20 protein-coding genes are annotated in these 23,125 nt (G+C 55.4%); 12 read left to right on the forward strand and 8 right to left on the reverse strand.

Annotation, left to right across the window (positions count from 1 at the left end):
* Window position 1: 1 nt before the first annotated feature.
* Window positions 2–982, reverse strand: coding sequence for a metal ABC transporter solute-binding protein, Zn/Mn family (locus SH678x_RS11340; RefSeq protein WP_496923027.1), 981 nt, complete (start codon window positions 980–982; stop codon window positions 2–4).
* A 97-nt stretch (window positions 983–1,079) separates the two neighbouring features.
* Complete coding sequence (locus SH678x_RS11345; RefSeq protein ID WP_496923028.1) at window positions 1,080–1,946, reverse strand: transporter; 867 nt, start codon at window positions 1,944–1,946, stop codon at window positions 1,080–1,082.
* A 214-nt stretch (window positions 1,947–2,160) separates the two neighbouring features.
* Here SH678x_RS11345 and mntR point away from each other — a divergent pair, with 214 nt between their 5' ends.
* Window positions 2,161–2,589, forward strand: coding sequence for a manganese-binding transcriptional regulator MntR (mntR, locus tag SH678x_RS11350; RefSeq protein WP_496923029.1), 429 nt, complete (start codon window positions 2,161–2,163; stop codon window positions 2,587–2,589).
* A 15-nt stretch (window positions 2,590–2,604) separates the two neighbouring features.
* Here the strand turns inward: mntR and SH678x_RS11355 are convergent, their stop codons facing one another.
* Together SH678x_RS11355 and SH678x_RS11360 are read right to left on the reverse strand one after the other, a co-directional pair.
* Entirely contained in the window at window positions 2,605–2,940 is a 336-nt protein-coding gene (locus SH678x_RS11355) for a hypothetical protein (protein WP_496923030.1), read from the reverse strand.
* On the reverse strand, window positions 2,937–4,001 hold the full coding sequence (locus SH678x_RS11360; protein WP_496923031.1) for a DUF1559 family PulG-like putative transporter: 1,065 nt from the start codon (window positions 3,999–4,001) through the stop codon (window positions 2,937–2,939). Before SH678x_RS11360 ends, SH678x_RS11355 begins: the two co-directional genes overlap by 4 nt.
* A gap of 369 nt (window positions 4,002–4,370) precedes the next feature.
* Here SH678x_RS11360 and SH678x_RS11365 point away from each other — a divergent pair, with 369 nt between their 5' ends.
* The 3 genes from SH678x_RS11365 to SH678x_RS11375 all read left to right on the forward strand — a co-directional run bounded on the left by SH678x_RS11365 (window position 4,371) and on the right by SH678x_RS11375 (window position 7,511).
* On the forward strand, window positions 4,371–4,943 hold the full coding sequence (locus tag SH678x_RS11365) for a GNAT family N-acetyltransferase (protein ID WP_496923032.1): 573 nt from the start codon (window positions 4,371–4,373) through the stop codon (window positions 4,941–4,943).
* An 86-nt stretch (window positions 4,944–5,029) separates the two neighbouring features.
* Window positions 5,030–6,295, forward strand: a complete 1,266-nt coding sequence (locus tag SH678x_RS11370; protein ID WP_496923033.1) for a M16 family metallopeptidase — start codon at window positions 5,030–5,032, stop codon at window positions 6,293–6,295.
* Complete coding sequence (locus SH678x_RS11375; protein WP_496923034.1) at window positions 6,282–7,511, forward strand: M16 family metallopeptidase; 1,230 nt, start codon at window positions 6,282–6,284, stop codon at window positions 7,509–7,511. The genes SH678x_RS11370 and SH678x_RS11375 overlap by 14 nt, the downstream gene beginning before the upstream one ends.
* 32 nt (window positions 7,512–7,543) lie before the next feature.
* On the opposite strand, the gene SH678x_RS11380 is transcribed toward SH678x_RS11375, so the two are convergent.
* Together SH678x_RS11380 and sthA are read right to left on the reverse strand one after the other, a co-directional pair.
* Window positions 7,544–7,936 carry a gamma-glutamylcyclotransferase family protein gene (locus SH678x_RS11380; protein ID WP_496923035.1) on the reverse strand — a complete coding sequence of 131 codons (393 nt, stop codon included), beginning with the start codon at window positions 7,934–7,936 and terminating at the stop codon, window positions 7,544–7,546.
* Between the two features lie 43 nt (window positions 7,937–7,979).
* Window positions 7,980–9,434: a Si-specific NAD(P)(+) transhydrogenase gene (gene sthA, locus SH678x_RS11385; RefSeq protein ID WP_496923036.1), complete on the reverse strand. Its 1,455-nt coding sequence runs from the start codon at window positions 9,432–9,434 to the stop codon at window positions 7,980–7,982.
* A gap of 204 nt (window positions 9,435–9,638) precedes the next feature.
* Here sthA and SH678x_RS11390 point away from each other — a divergent pair, with 204 nt between their 5' ends.
* The 7 genes from SH678x_RS11390 to lipA all read left to right on the forward strand — a co-directional run bounded on the left by SH678x_RS11390 (window position 9,639) and on the right by lipA (window position 19,444).
* Window positions 9,639–10,982, forward strand: coding sequence for a replication-associated recombination protein A (locus tag SH678x_RS11390; RefSeq protein ID WP_496923037.1), 1,344 nt, complete (start codon window positions 9,639–9,641; stop codon window positions 10,980–10,982).
* Complete coding sequence (locus SH678x_RS11395; protein WP_496923038.1) at window positions 10,979–11,767, forward strand: DUF6498-containing protein; 789 nt, start codon at window positions 10,979–10,981, stop codon at window positions 11,765–11,767. The genes SH678x_RS11390 and SH678x_RS11395 overlap by 4 nt, the downstream gene beginning before the upstream one ends.
* Window positions 11,768–12,247: a CbiX/SirB N-terminal domain-containing protein gene (locus SH678x_RS11400; RefSeq protein WP_496923039.1), complete on the forward strand. Its 480-nt coding sequence runs from the start codon at window positions 11,768–11,770 to the stop codon at window positions 12,245–12,247.
* Window positions 12,248–12,376: 129 nt separating this feature from the next.
* Window positions 12,377–13,393, forward strand: coding sequence for a hypothetical protein (locus tag SH678x_RS11405; RefSeq protein WP_496923040.1), 1,017 nt, complete (start codon window positions 12,377–12,379; stop codon window positions 13,391–13,393).
* Window positions 13,394–13,483: 90 nt separating this feature from the next.
* Complete coding sequence (locus SH678x_RS11410) at window positions 13,484–17,299, forward strand: hydantoinase B/oxoprolinase family protein (RefSeq protein WP_496923041.1); 3,816 nt, start codon at window positions 13,484–13,486, stop codon at window positions 17,297–17,299.
* 152 nt (window positions 17,300–17,451) lie between these two features.
* A complete protein-coding gene (gene cysK / locus SH678x_RS11415; protein WP_496923042.1) occupies window positions 17,452–18,393 on the forward strand; it encodes a cysteine synthase A in 942 nt (313 codons plus the stop codon).
* A gap of 103 nt (window positions 18,394–18,496) precedes the next feature.
* Complete coding sequence (gene lipA / locus SH678x_RS11420; RefSeq protein ID WP_496923043.1) at window positions 18,497–19,444, forward strand: lipoyl synthase; 948 nt, start codon at window positions 18,497–18,499, stop codon at window positions 19,442–19,444.
* Window positions 19,445–19,505: 61 nt separating this feature from the next.
* Here lipA and SH678x_RS11425 read toward each other — a convergent pair whose 3' ends face one another.
* A complete protein-coding gene (locus tag SH678x_RS11425; protein WP_496923044.1) occupies window positions 19,506–19,994 on the reverse strand; it encodes a DUF309 domain-containing protein in 489 nt (162 codons plus the stop codon).
* A complete protein-coding gene (locus tag SH678x_RS11430) occupies window positions 19,991–22,618 on the reverse strand; it encodes a hypothetical protein (protein WP_496923045.1) in 2,628 nt (875 codons plus the stop codon). Before SH678x_RS11430 ends, SH678x_RS11425 begins: the two co-directional genes overlap by 4 nt.
* A gap of 203 nt (window positions 22,619–22,821) precedes the next feature.
* Here SH678x_RS11430 and SH678x_RS11435 point away from each other — a divergent pair, with 203 nt between their 5' ends.
* Entirely contained in the window at window positions 22,822–23,121 is a 300-nt protein-coding gene (locus SH678x_RS11435) for a hypothetical protein (protein WP_496923046.1), read from the forward strand.
* Window positions 23,122–23,125: the final 4 nt, after the last annotated feature.

Raw genomic sequence — 23,125 nt, forward strand, 5'->3', positions numbered from 1 at the left:
TTCACTTCGAAAGTGCATCGACGATTGTTTTCACGTTGTGGCGAATCATACCTGAATACGTACTGTCGTCCGTTCCCGCCGGACCTAACGCATCGGCGTACAACTCTTCTTTGGGAACCTGGAGATCGTGTCCCGCCGCGTGGCACGGTTCAACCAAGGCTTGAACGGTCCGTGGTGCGATGGCCGACTCGACAAACACGGCGGGAATTTTGCGATCGACCAGCATTTTCTGGATTTCTTCCTGATGTGCGAGATCAATTTCATCCTCGGTGCTGATTCCCTTCAGACCAAAAACTTCCAAGCCATAGGCTTTGCCGAAATAGCCAAAAGCGTCGTGAGCGGTCACGAGTACACGCTGTTTTTCAGGAATCTTGGTGATCTCGGTTTTGCAGAATTCGTTGAGTTCCGCCAATTCCGCGCGATACTCCGCGGCATTCTCTCGATAGTTAGCCGCATGCGCCGGATCGAATTTGGCAAGCATTTCCGCCACATCGTTCACGGCATCACTCCACAGTGCCACATCATGCCATACGTGCGGGTCATACATACCTTGGAATTCCGGCGGTTCACGCAAGCGTTTGTCTTCGCGAGAAGTCAGTCCTTCGGTGACTGCGAACGTGGCCTTACGCCGTGCCATCTGCACGAACAAATCAGCCATCCGTCCTTCCAAATGCAAACCGTTGTAGAAAATCGCATCGGCATCGTTGAGTTTAGTGACATCCGAGGCAATCGGTCGATAAAGATGAGGATCGACACCGGGGGCCATCAGAGGCTCGACCTTCACGTACTCGCCCCCCACGCGCGCGACCATTTCGGCCACAGGCCCGGTGGTGGCCACGATTTTGATGGGATACGTGCCGCTGAAGGTGTGCTCGCTAGACTCCGGCTTGTCGTGGGAGGAATCAACAGCAGAACCACATCCCGCCAGCGTTAACAAGAACGCGATTAAACCGTAGCAATTGAGACAAGCCGTTTTATTCATGGTCGAACCTTAGCGGGCGCAAAATGTAGCACTGGCTACAAATCTATCCTGCCAGCGTTCACAGGTCAACCGCAGAATGAAGCAAGAAGCCGACTGTTTAGAAAAATCGGAATGAAATGCCCGAGCCGACAAAATAATCGTCGGCCGCTTCGCCTATTCCCAGACCGGCGCGAATATCCCACATCACATTGTTTGTGAAGTAGTAGCTATAGCCGCCATTGAAGTACTGTTCGGGCTGAGCGATGTCAGAGCTGTGGGGAATCAGGCAATACCATTCGGTGTACGCATTCAAATTCTCAAGGAGCGAATAACCAATCGTCCATGATTGAGCAAATTCTGAATATCCCTCGGATGGCAGAGTTTGAACTTGGCGATTGAATTGCGTGCTGCCACCCGTGCTCAGCACGTCGTTTAATTTCCAGCTGTAAACCCAGTTCAGGCCAGGGAGGACTTCATTTGCGCTGAACACTTCGGCCCCCGTGGGGACGGTCATCTGCGGAATGATTGCCATCTCGGGCAGAATGCCGGCTTGGCCCGTTAATGCCAACTTTGTACCCAGATAAAGGTCTTCCGATCCCGACTCATCAATGCCGTTCAGTTGTTCGTTGGCGTAGTTGTATTGGACACGCAGCTCCAACCAGTCTGCCCACACTCCGAATCGCCACAACGTTTCGGGATAACTATGAGCGATGGCCTGGTCAGTCGAAGTGTCATCAAATGTGTAGGTGTAGCCACTTTCGATCTGCACGACACCGCGCCCGACCGTTGTGGCTGCCTCCGTGAAATCGGGGCGATCCGTCACCATCGGTTCATCGAGATTTGGTCCCCCCTCCTCGGCCTGGGCCGAATTCCACCGCATCAGGGTGGGCGCTTGCGCATGAGAGACTTCTCTATCAACGACCTCCCACGCCACAAGCGTGGCTAGGGCCGCAATTAACCTTCGTATGCAAGAATTGGTGACCATAGAACCTAGGCAGAGTGAGGGAAAACCGCTTCCTGGGAATCTTGTCGACCGAGCCGACTCCCCAGGGAAAGCTGTTTGCGATAAAATTGCCACCATCAAGTGCTAGCAAGGCAACGCTGGCGTATTTTGTCCTTGCGAAACTTATCGGCAGTAATGTAGCAAAAGCTACACTGCTTCCTGCATGGCGGGAAACTCCGGCAACTTACGATACACCATGAAAGAAACTCGCAAATTCGCTGATGGCCACCGTCGTACGCGGCGCGATCATGCCGCCGAAACGGCGGAAGATTACGTCGAAGCGATCAGCGAAGTGCTAGCTGAAAAGGGCGTGTGTCGTGTCATCGATCTGGCTCGGCGGTTCGATGTGAGCCACGTGACGGTCACCAAGATTGTGGCCCGGCTGAAAGAACGCGGCTTGGTTTCCAGTGAACCCTACAAACCGCTGGAGCTAACGGACTCAGGAAAACGCTTGGCGGCCAAATCTCGCCGCCGTCACGAAATTGTTCACAAATTCTTGCTGGCGATTGGCGTGAGTGAAGCGATCGCAACCACCGACAGCGAAGGGATCGAGCATCATGTCAGCCCCGAAACTCTCGAAGCCATGCGGGCGTTTGTCGAATCGGTTGAGGTCAAACAAAAATAGCTTGCCGCAAATCCATTACGGATATTTTACTTGATCATTCATGAGGCGGCGTGCCTCGCTCGTGGCGGTCTGCCAATCACCGGCCTGGGCAAATGCGAGTATCTCGCGCAGCATTGTGGCTTCTTCAAAGGTGATCGAATTATCTGCCGTCCCGCTTTGCACAAGCTGATCGATACTCGCGAGCTTTGCAGCATCTTGGCGATTGCATACGGAATACATCGCTGTGGCGATTTCATAAGTTTTGTCGCTGACTTCGCCGTAACCGCTGGAACGCAAGCTTAAAAATGCGACCAGCGAGCAAAGCACGACTGCACCGAGAATTTTAAGCCCTTGAATTTGATTCGTGCTCATAGCTCTTTTGTAGAAACCTCTCCTTCAGAGATGCTCGAAATTTCTGCCCAGAGCAAGAGATCCACGTCGTCGGAGGCGAATCGCACGGTGCCGTCGCCAAAGCTGACATTTCCACCACCCGGATGTTCTGAATACATCTGCCCGACGTGAAACGTGGGAAAGTTCACGGGATGGATAATCGGAAAACCAGTGATGTCTAACTCACCCCCTGAGGGCCCGCCGTGCACAAGCACCAATGTTGCGGCGGCATCGTCGCCGTTCTCGGGCGATTGGAACTTTGGCAGCGTCAGCGCTCCGGGTACAACACCCACCCAAGTCTTGTCGCTCAGCGCCGAGGAATGTTCACCTAAGAAAATCGTGTTCGACAAACCATCGGTGATCTCGCGAAACTCAACCTTGGAATTCCGATAGAACGGACCATCGCCAACTTTCGAGACATCGCCGTTTACTTCCACGACTGTGGTTTCACTCGTGTAGATATTTGTGAAGACCGTTGCCGTTGGATCGGCCCCGCAGGTTCCCCAACACGATTCCTGGCCGTGACTCGCCACATAATTCGATCGGCCCAATTCCACTTGGCGTCCATCAATCGAGAGGGGTTGCCCTGAGGGATCGGTCACGAAGAATGCTTCTCGCTCGCCCGAATCCGTGGGGCAGAGAAAACTATCGATATTCGTGCGAATTAATTCGGCATGCCGAGGATCCCACAACGGCGTTTCCATATCCGCTTGCCCGCTGATGCTCGCTTGTTCGAGATACGGCAACAGAAACGCCCCCCAACCCCAGCCGGGCGGTGCATCCCAAGTTTCAGGGTCACGCGTCACCGGTGCTGGAACTGCTAAGGAGTTTGACGCGTAGCCGGGAGGCATGTGATTGTTGGCACTTTCAAAATTCTGAATCGCTAGCCCCAATTGCTTGAGATTGTTTGTGCACTGCGCACGCCGTGCCGCTTCGCGTGCTGCTTGAATCGCCGGCAACAGCAGGGCGATCAACACGCCAATAATGGCAATCACGACCAGGAGTTCAACCAGCGTAAACCCAGCTTTATTTCTGCTAATCATTGTCACTCTCGCTGTAAAATTTGTAGCCTCTGCTACAGGCGGCATTTTAAATGTACCGCCGGCTACACTTTCTACAAGAGTTCTTGTTTTGATTTTTTCAAAATGTTGTGTTCGCTTTTTATAGGAACAAGGGCTATTCGGAAGAAGGCCGGGCAAACAAACCGAGATTCATATCCTTTTCTATGAGTGTCCAGCACCACAACGAATCCGATTCTGCCGACAAAGCTGGTCGCGGCGCCGCCAAAATGTCTCAATATTCGGCAACTTCATGCGAAATGCTTTTCTCCGGCGCGGCTTATGGTATTCTTAGAGAACTCACGGAGTGGATCCGGACTGAACCGAAGGTTCGCCTTGCTTGCCATGCGGTTTATGAATTTTCATTATGTGAAACGCTATCGCATGGAGTTAAATCTTCAGCGCTGGCAATCTCCACCGCTGCGACTCCCCAGCGGCTACCGCTTGGTCCCTTGGCACTCGTCGCTGACAAGAGTTCACGCCGAAGTCAAATACCACAGCTTTCAGGGCGGCATCGACGCTCAACTCTTCCCCTGCTTAGGTGAGCTAGAAGGCTGCCAACGCTTGATGAGCGAAATTAAAGCCAAGGAAGGGTTTATTCCCGAGGCCACGTGGCTGATCGAATATGTCGGGGCGGGTATCCACCGCGCCGAGTATTGTGCCACGATCCAAGCGGTGAAAATTCAAAAATACAAAGCCAGCGTGCAAAACATTGGGGTCACCCCCGAACACCAGGGCCGGGGCCTCGGCACGGCCATCATCCAGGCCAGCCTGCTGGGCCTGCAACAAGTCGGTATCTCGCACGTCGGTCTCGAAGTGACCGCCGAAAATCAAGGGGCCGTCCGGCTCTACCGAAGACTCGGTTTTCGCACGGTTCGCACTCTCTATAAATCAGTTGAACTTGCCTACAGCAGCGCGGGCCGGTAGGCTGCTAGTTTTCCCGGTAAGCTGAAAGCACGCTGTCCCGCCGCCCGCTCCGCCGGTCTCGTTGCATAGAAAACCAAGCCGCTTTGATGACCGTAACTAGTCACGTTTCTCACAACGACATCTATTCTCATCGCCTCGCCAACGGCATGATTCTCGTCGGCGAACCCAACTCCACGGTGCAATCCGCCGCGATCACGCTGCTTGTTCCCTCGGGTTATATAACCGATCCAGCAAACCGATTGGGGCTCTCGTCGCTGGTTTGCGACATGGTCTTGCGGGGTGCCGGAAGTCGCGACAGCCGGGCTTTGATTAACGACCTGGAAATTCTGGGAGTCGAACGCGGCGAATCGGTCGGCGCATCGCAAATCAGTTTCAGTGCCGCCACGCTCAGCGAGAATCTCGACGAAGCGCTGTCGATTTACTCAGATATCATTCGCCGACCCCATTTGCCTGCCGATCAAATCGAAGCGGGGCAACAAGTTTGTCTGCAAGAGATTAACGGCATCAACGACGAACCAGCCCAGCGTTTGATGGTGGAGTTGCGAAACCGCACTTATCCACAACCTTGGGGACGTTCGAGCCATGGCACCGAAGCGGGTGTGAGTGCCTCGACGGCCGATGATGTTCAATCACATTGGGCGAAATACTTCCGGCCGAATTCCGCCATCTTGGGCGTGGCGGGCGACTTCCAATGGCCGCAGTTGATTGAACGGATCGAAACGCTGTTTGGCGATTGGAAAGCGAATGATGTCCCCGCTATTGCTGAAACGCAGCCCCAATCGAGCGAAGCTCACACGCATCATGATGGGAATCAATGCCACATCGGCATCGCGTATCCGACGGTTCCTTACCGCGATCCCGACTACATGCGGGCGTGGGCAGCCGTGGGTGTGCTTAGCGGTGGGATGAGCTCGCGACTATTCACCGAAGTCCGTGAAAAACGTGGTTTGTGTTACACGGTCAGCGCATCGCTGCAAACGCAACTCGATCGCGCGCGGGTGCTGTGCTACGCCGGCACATCCAGCGAACGGGCCCAAGAAACTTTGGATGTCACTTTTGCCGAACTCTTGCGACTTCGCGAAGGCGTGCTTGCCGATGAGCTCAAACGGCTCAAAGCCCGCATCAAAAGTGGACTCATCATGCAGCAGGAATCCACAAGCGCCCGCAGCGGAGCGATTGCCCGCGAGTGGTATCATCTGGGCCGCGTACGCACGCTGGATGAAGTGGGCCGCATGGTCGATGAGCTGACCAGCACGATGATCAACGAATATCTAGAACAACAGCCACCGCAAGATTTTACCTTTGCGACTTTGGGCCCGACCCCCTTGGAGTTGCCGCGTGAAGTTTCGTAGTCATACGCTCGACAATGGCCTGGAAATCGTCGCCGAATGCAACGACGCCGCCCACTCGGTGGGGCTTGGCTTTTTTGTTCGCACGGGCGCGCGTGATGAAACCGACGAAGTTGCTGGTGTGAGTCATTTTCTCGAACACATGGTCTTCAAAGGGACGCCCAAACGTTCCGCCGACGATGTGAATCGTGATTTCGATGAGCTGGGCGCGCATTACAACGCGTTCACCAGCGAAGAGAACACGGTTTATTACGCCTCGGTCTTGCCAGAATACCAAGAGCCGGTGGTCGATATTCTCGCCGACATCATGCGGCCAAGTCTGCGCGATGAAGACTTTAACATGGAAAAGAAAGTCATCATCGAAGAGATTCAGATGTATGCCGATCAACCTCCCTTCGGCATGGACGATAAAATCAAGGAGCTGCACTACGGCAAACATCCGCTCGCCCGCAGCGTGTTGGGAACGGAAGAAACCGTGGGCGGATTGGCTGTCAATCAGATGCGCGACTATTTTGAATCGCGTTACGCTCCCAACAACATGTTTGTCGCCGCGGCAGGGAAGATCGATTTCGACGCGCTGGTTAAGCAGGTGGAAGCGCGTTGCGGTGCCTGGAAGTCTTGCCCCGCGGTGCGCGAAGTTCCGGTTTCAAAATCTCAAAGTTCTTTCCATCTGATGACGCGATCTTCGTCGGCCCAGCAGTATGTTCTGCAGCTGGCCGATGCCCCCGCGGCGGAGGATGCTCGCCGCTACGCCGCAAAGCTGCTCGCCACGATCTTTGGCGACGATTCCGGCAGTCGGTTGTATTGGGACCTCGTTGATCCCGGTTTGGTGGAAACGGCCAGTCTGGGCCATTACGAATACCAAGGCGCAGGAATGTACTTCACGTGGGTCAGCTGCAACCCCGAAGACGCTGCCGAGAATTTCACACGTGTGCAAGAGCTACAAGCCATTGCCGAACGCGACGGATTTACCGAGGAAGAACTCCACCAAGCCAAGAGCAAAGTGAAATCTCGCGTCGTGCTGGGCAGCGAGCGCCCACGCAATCGCTTATTCAACGTTGGCGGCAACTGGCTTCAGCGACGAGAGTATCGCAGCGTAGCCGACGATCTCCAGGCACTGCAAGCCGTGCAACTTGCCGACGTTCACACCGTGATGCGCGACTTTCCACTCAGCAAGCACACCACCGTGAGCATCGGTCCGTTAGAAACTTGGAGCTAGTCGGTTCGGCGCAGTGAATCCACTGCCGATCTCTAGCCATTGAGATATCGATCCAACTCGTTGAGCCGAAACCACTCGCGGTCCCAGCCTTCGTCAGTCAGCAGATCACGCCGTGACGCTGGCACGATATAGGCATGGCATTCTAAGTCCGCGCCATCGGCCGTTTTCACCGTGACTGGCAACCTCTCATAAAAGCTCGATTCGTAGGTATCGAGTTCAAACAGCGTGTCTTCATCGAGGTCGGCATACACCAACCCCTGCACTTCCGCCGCGTCGTCGCCACGGATGATGCCGGGATAGACCGCGTCTTTGACGCGATACATGGCATAGCCACGCAACACGGCCGGCTGCGAAGGAAACTCGCCAATCGAGATGCGTCGCCACACCTCAGGGAACATTAATGTGCCGTAGGTAAACAGATGCATGAGACGTGCGTAAAACTAAACTTTAAAGAAATCCATCGAGTACTCAGACAGACCCACAGCTTACCGCAGCCGGTTCGGATGCACCACCATAGACGTGGTTGAGTTTGTTGAGTCCGTTGTACGCCGCCACTTTATAACATTCCGCCAAAGTCGGAAAATTGAACACGTTGTTCACGAAAAATTCAGCATCTCCACCGAGTGCCATCACGGCCTGCCCGATATGCACGAGCTCCGTCGCGCCCGTGCCGATCACGTGAACTCCGAGAATTTTATGCGTTTCCTGGTGAATCAGCATCTTGAGCATGCCCAATTCGTCGCCGAGTAGCTGCCCCCGCGCGATTTCACGGTAATTGGCGATGCCTGCTTCGTAGGGAATGCCCTCGAACGTGAGTTGTTCTTCGGTTTTGCCAACCATCGAAATCTCGGGCACCGCGTAGATTCCGTAGGGAAATAACGAGGTGTTGTAGTTCGCCACGTCGCGGCATCCGAAGGCGTGACATATCGCCCGCCGCCCCTGCTCCATGCTGGTCGACGCCAGCGCCGGGAAGCCAATTACGTCGCCGGCAGCGTACACATGCTCGGCACTGGTTTGATACCACTCGTTGACTTGCAGTCGCTCACGATCATCAAATTCGATGCCAACATTACCCAAACCGATATCTTGGCAAACCCCCTGACGACCAACCGCATACAACAGCGTTTGTGCCCGCAAGGTTTTGCCCGATTCCAGTTGCGCTTGCACGAGATGATGCTGCGTGCCGTTTTGGAATTCGACTTCGCAAATCCGCTCGACTTTTTCACCGAGCCGCAGCGTGATCCCCTGCTGCCGCATGAAGTATTGAAACGCGTCAGCAATCTCCAAATCGAGGAAGCCCAAGACCCGATTTCGGCCTTCAACCAGCGTTACTTGCACGCCGAGCGTGGCCATGATGCAAGCGTACTCCGTGCCGATCACACCACCACCCACAACGATCATCGTCTTGGGTAGCGAAGTAAGCTTGAGCACTTCATCGCTCGTAAAAATGGTTCGTTCATTGAATGGCACCGAATCGGGACGAGCCGGTTTAGTTCCCACGGCCACCAGAAAGCGATCGGCTGACACGCGCTCTTCACCGTTGGGTCCTTCGACCGCGATTTCGTGCGGCCCCGTGAATCGGGCCTTACCCCAAATTAAATCAATGCCATTGCGGTCGAATTGATCGCGGATCACGGCCCATTCATGGCGAATCACGCGCTGCGAAAAGCTCACCAGCTCGGCAATAGTAATGTCTTTTCGGGGCCGCGACACTTCGCCGAACAGACCCCGCGAGTTGCCCGTCAAATGGAGGACCGCTTCGCGCAAAGCCTTCGACGGGATTGTTCCCGTGTTGATTTGAGCTCCGCCGAGCACCTGATTCTTTTCGATAATGGCGACGCGCTTGCCGAGCTTCGCGGCCTGGATGGCACCCTTTTGGCCAGCGGGACCAGTTCCAATCACGACACAATCGTAGTGTTTCATGGGAGACGGCGCTTCAGTTGGGGAAGGCGGGAGGTTGGCGGGAATGCGACCAAAGAGGCTGTTTGGCCTTCCGTCGCATCGGCGCAGTTTACCACTCTCCTTGAAAATAACAAACCTTGCCGGTATTACCGGCTCCCTAGGCGGGGCAACCGGCACGGCGTACAACGATTATAGGAAAAATAACTGTTTTACCGGATCGTCATCGTGTCACTCTTTGAAGCCGCTGAAGCTGAAAATCGTCGGAGCGCCCAGCCGCTGGCGCTGCGGATGCGCCCACGCACGCTCGCTGAGTTCGCGGGCCAGCAACATTTTCTTGGCGAAGGCAAGCTCCTGCATAGACTTATCAAGGCCGATCGATTGACCGCGCTGTTGTTCTACGGCCCGCCAGGGACCGGCAAAACAACGTTGGCTCATTTGCTTGCCGCCGAAACAAAATGCCGCTTTCGTCAACTCAATGCTGTCACCAGTGGCGTGAAGGATCTACGCGAAGTCATCGACGAAGCCCGCGACGTGCTTGCCGCCGAAGGGACGCGCACGTTGCTGTTCGTCGACGAGATTCATCGCTTCAATAAATCGCAGCAAGATGCCCTGCTCCCCGACGTTGAAGACGGCACGGTGGTGCTGGTGGGGGCGACCACGTCGAATCCTTTCTTTGCAGTCAATAGTGCGCTCGTGAGCCGCAGCCGCGTCTTTGAATTTCAGCCACTCAGTCCTGACGATATCAAATCACTACTTAAGCGGACTTTGGCTGATCGCGAGCGCGGGCTGGGTAAGATTCCCGTCAATTTGCATGATGACGCCGCGGAGTTCATTGCCCAAACTTGTGACGGCGATGCGCGGCAGGCACTCTCAGCACTAGAGATTGGTGTTTTATCCAGCGAAGAGCGTCCGGTGGATTTCACACTCGAGCTGGCCGCTGAAAGTGTCCAGCGCAAAGCCGTGCAATATGACCGCGATGGCGATACGCACTACGATTCAATCAGCGCCCTAATTAAGAGCATTCGCGGCAGCGATCCTGACGCGGGCATCTATTGGCTCGCTCGGATGCTCGAAGGGGGCGAAGATGTTCGCTTTCTCGCGCGGCGGTTGGTCATCTTGGCAAGCGAAGACGTTGGCAATGCTGACCCCCATGCCCTTCCCTTGGCGATTGCGACGATGCAGGCCTGCGAATTCATCGGCCTGCCCGAATGCCAATTGAACCTCGCGCAGACGGTCGCTTACTTGGCATGCGCTCCTAAATCCAACGCCGCGACCGTGGCCATCGGCGAAGCACGTGCCGACGTCCGCGAAGGGCGCACTGTGCCGGTTCCAATCCACCTGAAAGACGCACACTATTCAGGTGCCAAGCGATTGGGCCACGGCGAAGGTTACGAATATGCTCATAATGCCGAGGACGGCATCGCAGCTCAGGATTACTTGGGGGTGGAACGAGAATACTATCGGCCGGTGAATCGCGGCTTCGAGCAAGAATTGGCCGCGCGGCTCGAATCCATCAGGAGTAAACTTCGCTCGTCACGATCCACGGCCTCGGAAAACAAGCCAGAATGAATTCCGTCTTCACCAAACCAACATGGCATGACGCCCGGTTCTGGAAGCCCTCGGTCCTCTCGCTGATCGCGGCCAATTTCCTCCCGCTGCTGGGAGTGCTCTTTCTGGGTTGGAGCACGTTTGCCATCGTGGTGGTGTATTGGGCCGAGAACGTGATCATCGGCATGATCAATGTACTTAAGATGATCGTCTGCTCGCCGTCGCGCGAAACGATTCAACTTGCCGAAACCACCGACAAGCAACGCACAGGCAACAGCAAGCAAGTTCTCGACATGCTTGAGAAGCAGGCCCCTCACCTCGCGGCCTTTCATCACGCCTCGAAGTTCTTTTTCATCCCGTTTTTCATTTTTCATTATGGGATGTTTTGCTTTGGCCACGGTGTCTTTGTTTTCGAACTGCTTGGCAAAGGGGGCGCGATGTTCGGCGGTCCCTTAGAATCCTGGTCTTATTTCTGGGAACAACTGCGCGCAGAAAAGCTACTCTGGGCCGTCGCCGCGCTCGCAGCCAGCCATTTGTTTTCGTTTTTTACCAACTTCATCTATCGCGGTGAGTATCGGCGTGTGACCGTCATGCAACTGATGATCCAGCCTTACGGACGAATCGTCATTCTGCACGTAGCCATTATTTTCGGTGCGATGTTGATACAATTCCTGGGATCACCCGTGTGGATGCTAGTGCTGCTGGTCATCGGCAAGACAATTCTGGATATTGGTATGCACGTAGCAGAACGCGAGCGGAATTCAATTGCAACTAAAACTTCTAAAGTGTTACCTCCAACTGCCTAAATGACTCTGACACCCTCACAACTTGGTATTCCCCACGACAAGATCGCCGTGATTCTCGTCGACCACGGTTCGCGCCGTGACGAAAGCAATCAGCTCTTACTCAACGTCGTTGCCGCGTTCCGCGAGCACTCAAGCTGGGCCATTGTCGAACCGGCGCACATGGAACTGGCCGAGCCGTCGATTGCCACGGCATTCGAACGTTGCGCGAAACAAGGGGCAGAATTGGTGATCGTCTTCCCGTACTTCTTGTCTCCCGGGCGGCATTGGAACGAAGATATCCCCCGCCTCGCTGCCGAAGCGGCCCAAAATCACCCCGGCCTACGCCATCTCGTCACTGCACCATTGGGATTGCATTCCTTGATGATGCAGATCATTGATGAGCGTATCGCCACCTGCTTGCAGCGCGTGGCTGGCACAAATGTCTCTTGCGACTCCTGCTCTGATAGCACCGGCTGCACGCTATCATCGCCTAAAACCTGAGTTGGTCGACTTTTCCGATTAGTAAAAGTTGAGCGCGCCCCTGCCCTACGCCGATAAACCCAGCAGGCGGTTTGCGCAGAGGCAGCTCCGCGCGGTCACCACTTTTCTCGCTCATCGCAGGACACAGTTATGTCACGCTTTTCTTTGGCCATCGCGGTTCTCGCTTGCTTAAACCAAGTGAGTTGGTCCGCCGACGAACCGTTTGTTCCTGGCACGGGTATCAAAGTCTCGCAAGTTGGCGACAACTTCGAGGACCCCAGTTGGAGCTACACGATGAATGGCGCGAAAGCCAGTCACGAGCAGGACGAGCAACAACGTCCGCCCGGTGGCCGTTCGCGCAATGGCCGGTGGTACGAAAGCGCAATGCGTGGCCAGCCGGACTTAATCAAACGTATTTCCACGCCACCCGGTGGCATTGAAGGAAGCAAAGGTTCGTTGCTGTTGCGAACCCGTCTTTCCGGCATCCCCGGCGAACTGGCTGAGAAACAAATGCAAGATGACTTGCTGATGAGCGTGATGCAACGCATTGGTCGCCCTGTACCTGTGAGCTGGAGCCCTAGCTTTACGGTCCGTGTTTACTTGCCACCATTTGACAAATGGGAAGATCGCACGGGTGCCTCGTTCGGCATTCGCGGCGATTGCCGCGGTATCAACACCAACGGCGAAATGGAAGCCTATTGGCCCGGCTTCTTCATTTTGTTCCGCAGCAAAACCAGCAAAGATTTCGAAGAAGACTTCGCTCAAATCGCCTTCCGCGCGCAACAGTCGGGCAAGGATTTGCCCGGCCCCATGATCTACGAGCATGGCTGGTGGACGTTTGGCATGTCTTACACGCCTGATGGCCGCATTCATTACTATGCCAGCGAAGGGACCGATGAACTTACCGAAGACGATCATCTCTTCAGCAGTTTTGCTTATGGGTGGGAGTGCAAATTTTTTGACAACATGTTCGTCAACGTATGCAACTTCGAGAATGGCACGAACTGGTCGACACCTTGGGTGATCGACGATCCGGAATTCTTCGTCAATCCGCCCGAGGGACAATCGCTGGCCAATCTGGTCCGCCGGAATCCACGCAACAACTCCACGGCCAACGGCAACAACGGCGGAATCAAGAATATTTTCAATCGCGCGATCAGCCGTTAATCGACTCGCCAAAAGTCCTGTGGCTTGGGCAAGCGGTGTGATATGCTGGAACGCATTTGGCGTTTCAACATTTAGTCCCTCCGCTGCTCCATGACTCAATCAACGTGGGAATTTTGGATCGACGTCGGTGGGACATTTACCGACTGCCTCGCCAAGCGTCCCGATGGCACGATTGTTCGGCACAAGCTGCTCAGCTCTGGTGCCACGAAAGGCACAATCGGAGATCATTCCTCGGCACAGCGAATTGATGACCCGCTCCGTGCGAACGATCCCGCCAACTTCTGGCAGGGTTATCGCCTGACGGTTCTCGATCAAAATGGCCAGCCTGTTTGCGATTCGATTGTCTCACGATCCAATGGCAGTGAACTAACGCTAGAACAACCACTGGCGATTTCACCGCCGACTGGATCGAGCTACGAGCTCAAGCGCGATCTCGAAGCCCCCGTGCTGGCGATTCGTTATCTGCTCGGTTTGCCACTGAGCGAGCCAATTCCCCCCGTCCGCCTCCGCTTGGGAACAACACGCGGCACGAATGCACTCCTCACTCGCACGGGAGCGCGCACCGCACTGGCTATCAACCAAGGTTTTGGCGATTTGTTGGAAATCGGTTCGCAAGAACGCCCCGACTTATTTGCCCTCACGATCGTAAAACCACCGCCACTCACCGAGTGCAGTATTGAGATCGCCGAGCGTGTCGCCGCCGATGGGACGATCTTGATCGATCCCAATCCGCAAGTGATTCGCGGGCAACTCAAAGAATTAAGGCAACGCGGCATTGAATCTCTGGCCATTTGTCTGATGCACGCGGATCTCTATCCTGAACATGAAATCCTCGTTGAACAACTTGCACGGGAAGTCGGCTTCACCGAGATCAGCCGATCGAGCGAAGTCGCTCCACTAGTCAAAATTGTTCCTCGCGCAGAAACGACGGTGGTTGATGCCTATCTCAATCCGGTCTTGCGTAAGTATCTCGACAAGTTGCAGCAGGCGCTCCCAGGTAGCCATATTCGTTTGATGACCTCGGCGGGGGGATTGGTGGGTGCCAATGCGTTTCATGGCCATCAAAGTGTGCTCTCCGGCCCTGCGGGTGGTGTCGTCGGCTATTCGCGAATTGCGGCGGCCGCTGACTTCAACCGCGCGATCGGCTTCGACATGGGAGGCACAAGCACCGACGTGTCGCGCTACGACGGTCACTACGAATACGAATTTGAAACTCGCAAGGCCGGCGTTCGGCTGGTCACGCCGATGCTCGCGATCAGCACCGTGGCGGCGGGTGGTGGCTCGATTTGTAAATTCGATGGCACGAAACTGACCGTCGGCCCAGACAGCGCGGGCTCCGATCCCGGCCCAGCCTGCTATGGCCGTGGGGGACCGCTCACGGTGACCGATCTCAATTTTTATTTGGGACGGATTATTGAAGAACGCTTTCCATTTCGTCTCAACCGCGCGGCCGTTGAAAAGAAACTCAAAGAACTTGCTGGGCAAGTTGCCTCCGCAACTGGTGAAAATCTTTCGCTGGCGGAACTTGCTGAAGGATTGCTCGCGATTGCCAATTCCAACATGGTGCGTGCGATTCGTGGCGTTTCAATCGCCAAAGGGGCTGATCCGGCTGACTACGTGCTGGTCTCGTTTGGTGGTGCCGCGGCACAACATGCTTGCGCGGTCGCGCGCGAATTGGGGATGAAGCAAGTTCTCAATCATCCTGACGCCGGAATTTTAAGCGCCTATGGCATCGGAAAGGCGGATGTCACCCGCCACGCGGCACACGGTAAGTCCGAATTGCTAGAAGCCTGTGATATCGCTGGGCTAGCTGCCCAGTTTGCCGAGTTGGAAAGCGCCCTACTAGCAGAATTGAATGACGAAGGAATCGCTCCGGAAAAGATCGCGATCAACCGCACGCTTGATCTGCGTTACAAGGGAACCGACGTTCCTCTCAATGTGTCGTTTGATTCCATGTCGAACGTCTTTCATGAATTTGAGAGGCTCCACAAACAACAGTTTGGCTACATCCCCAACAAAACGCCCATCGAAATCGTCGCGTTACGAATTGAAGCCATCGGGCAAACAGCTGAACCATTGCCCCCAAGCATTAAGTCACGTCCCCAAAACATTCAACCATCCTCCACAGCCGCTTGCCGGCTTAGCGGCCAAGACCAACAAATCGCCTGCTTCGACCGCGCCCACATGGTCCCCGGCAACTCACTCACCGGTCCAGCATTAATCTCCGATCTGCACTCGACTATCGTCGTCGAACCCGGCTGGGAATGCGAAATGCTCACCGGCGGCGAACTTTTGATGACAGATAACGCCACCAATTCACAAACAGCCGCAGCCGCTTCCAATGCGGTCATGCTCGAAATCTTCAACCATCTGTTCACAGGCATTGCCGAACAAATGGGGCACGTCCTACGGCGAACTTCCCTGAGCGTAAACGTCAAGGAACGACTCGATTACAGTTGCGCGGTTTTCACCGCCACGGGCGAACTCGTGGCCAATGCGCCGCATGTGCCAGTGCATCTCGGCGCCATGGGCGCAACCGTTCGTGCAATCCTTGCTGAGAATCCAACACTCGCTCCCGGTGACGTGTATGTCACCAACGATCCCTACCGCGGCGGTTCACATTTGCCGGATGTCACTGTAGTTACGCCCGTTCACGACCCGACAACTCACCAGCTTTTATTTTTCACGGCTTGCCGCGCTCATCATGCCGAGATCGGCGGTGTGCGGCCAGGCTCGATGCCCCCCAGTTCGCGCACGCTTGCCGAAGAGGGCGTACTGATTTCCAACTTTGCACTCGTGCGAAATGGAATCTCTTACGAAGCCGAGTTGAAAGAGCTTCTCACAAATGCCCCGTATCCCTCACGCCGAGTGGAGGAAAATTTGGCCGACTTGCGCGCCCAGGTAGCTGCCAACCAGCAAGGGGCTCGCGACCTGTTGCAACTCGTCAGACGCTATTCGCTCGCCACCGTTCAACAAAAAATGCTGGAGATCCAAGATGTTGCCACCACGAAAGTCCGGCAAGCGCTCGCCAAATTCGGAAATCAAACACGTTCGTTTACGGATTATTTGGAAACGGCCAACGGCAGTAGCGTTCCTATCTCCGTAACGATCACGTTCCACCCCGATTCAACCGAGTCCGCGGCCACGATCGACTTCACCGGCAGTGGTCCCGTCGTAGATGGCAATCTCAACGCGAATCCCGCGATCGTTTCCGCGGCCGTCCTTTATGTGCTCCGGTTACTGGTGGAAGAAGATTTGCCGCTCAATGATGGTGCTCTGCGGGCAGTGAGTATCGTCCTGCCGCCAGGGCTACTCAATCCATCACCTGGCGCAACTCCCGAGGAAAGTCCCGCGGTCGCCGCTGGGAATGTTGAAGTCTCACAGCGCGTGGTCGACGTTCTGCTCGGCGCGCTCGGCATCGCCGCTGCTAGCCAAGGGACGATGAACAATCTCCTCTTTGGCAACGACAAGTTTGGCTATTATGAAACCATCTGCGGCGGTTCGGGAGCGACTGCCACGGGCAACGGTGCGACCGCCGTTCAAGTTCATATGACGAACACACGTTCCACCGATCCAGAAATTCTTGAACGCCGTCTGCCGGTGCAACTTTGGGAATTTAGCATCCGCCGAGGCTCTGGCGGAAAAGGCCAGCATCACGGCGGCGATGGAATCACGCGACGGATGGAATTCCTTACCGAGCTGGAGTTGTCACTCATCACCGAACGTCGTGGGCCGCATCCACCGTACGGGATGGATGGAGGCTCTCCTGGTGCTTTAGGGAAAAACACTTTACAACGCGCCGACAGGAAGCCAATCGAACTTCCCGGCATTTGTGAACTTTCCGTTCAGCCCGGTGATGTGCTCACGATTGAAACCCCCGGCGGAGGCGGATTTAGGCAGCCATAGGACTTCATACAGAGCACGACGGCTTTGATAGATGCAACCGGAGGGCTTGTCCTATTTCCCCCGAAAAACGATAATTTTCGGCATCGCGACAACGCGGCTTTTTCGGAACAATTCACCAAATCACTCACCACATTTTGATGTAAGGGACTACCATGCCGCGAAACAAAACTTACGACCATGCCGCCGCCGCGATTGGCGATACCCCCATGATCAAGATCAACCGCTTGATCCCCGCGGGACAGGCGACCGTCTTCGCAAAGTGCGAGTTTTTCAATCCGCTCAACAGCGTGAAAGACCGTATCGGCGCTGCGATGATCGAAGCCGGTGAAAAGGCGGGCAAGATCAACAAAGACACACTCATCGTCGAACCAACTAGCGGCAACACGGGCATCGCGCTGGCATTCGTTTGTGCCGCCAAGGGATACAAGCTCACGCTGACCATGCCCGAATCGATGTCGGTCGAACGCCGCGCTTTGCTGCGAGCACTTGGTGCAGAACTTGTGTTAACCCCTGCCTCGGGCGGCATGAAAGCTGCGATTGAAAAAGCTGGCGAGATCGTCGCGAACACACCGAACGCGTACTTACCCCAACAGTTCGAGAATCCTGCGAACCCTGCCATTCACGAACAAACCACCGGCCCTGAGATTTGGGAAGATTCGGGACACAACATCGACGCCATTGTGGCGGGTGTAGGCACAGGGGGCACCATCACCGGCGTGTCTCGTTACATCAAACCTAAGAATCCCAACTTCAAAGCGATCGCCGTCGAGCCTGCCGATTCGCCTGTGATTAGTGGTGGTTCGCCTGGCCCACACAAGATCCAAGGCATTGGTGCCGGCTTCATTCCCAAGAACCTCGACACGTCGCTGGTCGATGAAGTCATTACCGTGACCAATGAAGAAGCCTTCCAATGGGCGCGTCGTTTGGCACGCGAAGAAGGCATCATGGCCGGTATCAGCAGCGGTGCCAACATGTGCGCCGCCGCCAAATTGGCTGCTCGTCCTGAGTTTGCTGGCAAGCGAATCGTCACCATCATGTGCAGCCTCGGCGAACGCTATCTGTCGACGCCGTTGTTTGAAGGCCTGACGGGCTGATTTTTGCTAGTTACCACTAAGACACGAAGGGCATAAAGAAGTTTGAGATATAATCCTAGTGTTCTTTGTGTCTTAGTAGTTATCCAAAGTGTGACAGTATTTGATGAACCAGCTTCCTATTGCTGAACCTAACCTGGCTCGCCCGCGCCTGCCCGAATGGCTGCGCGTAAATCTCCCGGCAGGGAAGGCTCAATCCACCTTCAACAGCACGCAACTGGCCGTGCTCGGCAATCAACTCCATACGGTGTGCGAGGAAGCTCGCTGCCCCAACATTCATGATTGTTGGGCCCGGGGCACGGCCACATTCATGATCGCAGGCAAAGAATGCACCCGCGGCTGCCGGTTTTGCAGCGTCGAAACGCTCAAAACACCACCGCCTCTGGAAGTCGACGAGCCGGAGCGATTGGCCGACGCCGTCGAGCGCATGGGCTTGGCTCACGTGGTGATCACGGTCGTCAATCGCGATGATCTTGCTGACGGCGGTGCCGACCATTACAAGCAATGCATCACGACAGTCAAAAACCGGCTTCCAGCAACGACAATCGAACTCTTGTGCAGCGATCTCGACGGCAACTGGACCGCGCTGGAGCATTTGCTCGACAATGTGCCGCTCGCTGTGTTTGCTCACAATGTGGAATGCGTCTCGCGCTTGGATCGCACGGTGCGTGACCCCCGCGCATCATTTGCGCAAAGCCTGGAGGTCCTCCGCCGCGCCAAACAGTTGCGTCCCGATCTTTGGACCAAAAGCAGTATCATGGTCGGCTTGGGTGAAACCGATGACGAAGTCGTCGAAGCGATGCAGCAACTCAACGATGCAGGTGTCGAACTTCTGACTCTGGGCCAGTACCTTGCTCCGGGCAAACCGGGTACGCGATTCTTGCCCGTGGATCGCTACGTACATCCGAATCAATTCGAAGTGTGGACTAAGCAGGCTTATGAAATGGGATTTCTAGGCGTCGCCGCCGGGCCACTTGTTCGCAGCTCCTACCGCGCTGGATTATTAATGGAGCAAGCTGAGCAATCCAAGAAGAAGATTTTTAACCACGAATAGAACGAATACCACGAATAAAAATCATTCACGCTATTCGTAAGATTCGTGGTTTCTCTATTTACTAATTAAGTACTATCACAAAGTCCTGCGGGAACTTTGAATCAAGCACCGCTATCTGCTCCCTCAGCTTCGCAAAATCAATTCCGCAGAAATTCTGTTCGTTCACCACGCCGAGCAACTCGCAAGCCCGCTTGAGATGCCGCTCAACTCCCGCGGCGTTCCCTTCGCTATGCTTCACGCCCGCCGCGGCCAGTTTGATTAGCCCTTTGAGAAAATCGGCCATGACACCTTTGTGCCCGGCCGCGTGCCAGAGCGATTCCCACGCTTCATGGGCTTCCCAGTAATAGCCGTGATTGAACAAATCAACGGCGTACAAATAAGTCTCGTTGGTCGCCCAATGATTTGTATCAAGCGGCTTCGGCAATTCGTGTTCAACACCGTGCATGTGTCCGCGGGGATCGCTGACGGGATGCGGTGTGCCACTTCCCGGCACATAACTGTAGGGCGGAAAGGGCGTGCTTGAATAACGAATTCGTGCTGCATCACTCATGGCAACGCCGCGGCGGATATTTTTAGATCCACATGGGCCTTCAGTTCTCCGTCCGCGACCTCAAGATCCCCTTGCATGCCACGAAACCAGGAAAGCAGTGGCAACTTGAACTCTGCGGGAACTTCGGTGAGTAAGTTGCGATTCTGAGCGGGCAGCGCCGTTGACGACCACACCGGCAAACTTCGCGCGGATTCAAACAGCTTGTACTCACCATCCAGCGGGCACACAAAGGTTGCATCGAGTAGGTGCTGTGCGAAATCGAGTGACTCGTCGCGCGGCACTTGGAGCAGATTGCTGAGCGAATTCGCCAGCCGGCTGGGGGCGACCGAAGTTTCTCGCACCCGCATGTAACCTAAAGCGTTGATCGTCTCGGCAATTTGTTTATCCGCCAGATCGACAATCATGAGTCGCACTTGCGCGGGTCGCTCGGCTGGCTCGAACATCAGCTGCGGCTGCACTTGTTGGATAACGTCGGGCTTGAATGAGATCAGCAAAAACTCTTCCGCCTGGGCATGCCACATTTGCTCGCCCAGCGGTTGCGGCTCCGTGCCTGGTTGCTCCGACGGCCCTTGGAGCATTTGCAAAATCCCCGGCCGCGGCCAAGCACCTACGTAGCCGCGAACTAATTCACTTCGCTCCGAACCTGCGACGACTTTACCTTGGCTCACGGCAAGTGGCGAACGGTAATCACGCAATCCCGCAAACAAGAGATGCGGCTGGCTTTCGCCACCAATCAACGGCACCGGCAAGTTGAGCGAAACTTCCAGCGAAGCAACATTTCCCGCAATCGGCCCAAGCTTTTCATCGGTTGGCTCACCCAGCGAATCGATGACTTTCCCCAATTTGACACTACCCAACGGTCCAGCGAAGACATCGACGGCCAGTGACCGCACGTCCCCCGTTTCATTGGGAAATCGTTGCACGCCAAACGCGATCGGCGGCATCTGCCCCACTTCCACCGCAAAGGAATTCAAAAAGTTCGTATAAGCTTGTAACTCCGCGGGCGAGAATTCCTTCGGGGGCAGATCGCCCACGGCGACAAAATAGCCTGGCGCACCTCGGAGCGAATCGATCACGCCATTGTCGGTTTGTTCGAGCGTGCCACCGTCCACGCGCACTCCAAAACCCGTAGGCAAAATGTTCGCGGCGATAAGCTCATCGATTGTCTCCGCGTTGCCTCCTTCGCACTTGGCCGCATAGCGCGCGAGTTCCACTACCTCCGGCTGCTGCATGCTCTCGCGACGGCGCTTGGCTTCCACCCAATATTCAATCGTGCATAAGTTTTGGAAGAACTTCTCAGATACGAACGCAAACACCGTATCGTCACGCTTCATTGGCAATTCACGGCGCGCATTGCGAAAACTCGGCAAATTGGCCAGCGATCCCTTCCCCTGCCCCACTTCCAAAAAGCGCTCGGCCAGTTTTCTCGACGTCGTCACCAAATGAAAATCGCCGGACTGTGCATAGTAGGACCGCACCCGCCCATCAGGGGTGGCAACGAGCGAAACATCTTGCCCAGCAAGTTGCACGGTGGTTTCTGCTGCATCAGGAAATGCTTGCAACGCAGCTCGGCGTTGCCGCATGAAGTCTTGTGAGAGCAGTTGGTTGTTGCGAGCTTGCACCAAGATTCCCACCGCAGCGCCTTGCTGCACGTAAGGGTCCAGGCCAATCAATGCGGCATCGCTAATAAATTGCGGGGCCAGAATCCTTGAGAGCGCATTTTCCTTGAGCGAAAGCTGCTGTTCGATGCGGCTCGTGGCGAGTCGTTTCAGTCCACGGCGAATGACCATGTTCTGCAAATCGCCGTCCCACTTGGTACTCAAATCGCGAAACCAAAAATAATTCGTGAAGTTCCCAAATCGAATATAGAAGCACTCCTCCGGCACATGCGCAGCCATTGGCTCGACTTCGACTTCATCCAAAGCCACCGGATCAATCTGGGGTTCTTCCCACGCCACCGGCGCGGGGAGTGGCACCTCTTTGTCAGAGACATTGCTTGCGCCCAACAGCATCTCACGATGCAAACCAAGTTGTGCCGCCTCGCCACCGAACAGTTTTTCGAGCGCCGTGACTTTTTCGGTTTGCAGTCCCAACAAGCCGGCAGGCACGGCGGGAATGTCTCTGTTCAATCGCCGTGCAAACATCGCCACCAAAAAATTCTCGGCGATCGGTGGAAACTGCGGATCCTTTTGCAAACGCGACCATCGCTCGGTCGTTTGCTGCCACCATTCTTCCATGAGTCGCCGATGGCCCTGGGGATCGTTGCGTGGAGTGACACGTGCCCCTTGCTCCAGCGGAGAATAAACCGACAAATCAAATGGCTCGTCGCCACGAAACAAAAAATAAAGTGTTACATTTCGCGGCGTTTCAATTCCCAACAGCCCCCGCAAGAACTGCCGCGCTGGCTCGACCTTGACCACCGAATAAAGCACCCGGCCGCTCGCTTCCAGGGCCGTGAATCGCTCGTCGTTGAGTGGGAGTGACGGCTCACCGCGAAACACGGGCACGGTGACGCGTCCCACGCCAAACGGCTGCCCCGCATAGGCTTCGACATCCGCTTGGCATTCAGAAACTGCGAAACAATGAGATACGAAACAGGCCACCAATAGAAGTGTCGTACTCACTTTTGGTTTCGCGATCAATCTGCTGTGATCAAGAAACTTGCTGCTCATCACCCCTCCTCCAACGATTTCTGCGGCTCAGCTGTGCTATTTATGCTAACGGCATGCCGCAGCACCGGCCAGGGGCTTAATCCGCCCAACGATTCAGCCAGCACGCCCCTGCCAAACACTTGCTTAGAGCCGATTCCGTCTGCGACAATAGCACTATGATCCTTCCCCGCTTTACTCTACGTGCCACCATCGCCGCGGTGACTTTTTTCGCGCTGTTCAGCCTCGTGCTGGTCCGCGCGCAAGCCGGGGATACCTGGGCCGTCGCGGCGAGCATGGCAGTGTTCAGCTTGTTGGTGATTGTTCTCGTGCATGGTTGCCTGTATGTCCTGATTTCAGCAACCGCCCGAGTGATTGGCACACAATCGTTACCCGCCCGTACGCGGCAGGGTGGCGTGCAACTGAGTCCCGACGAGCAACTTCTTCCCGGAACAGCCTCCCCCGCGAGCGAAACTTAATCAG

The organism is Bythopirellula superficialaquae (genome assembly GCF_059632245.1).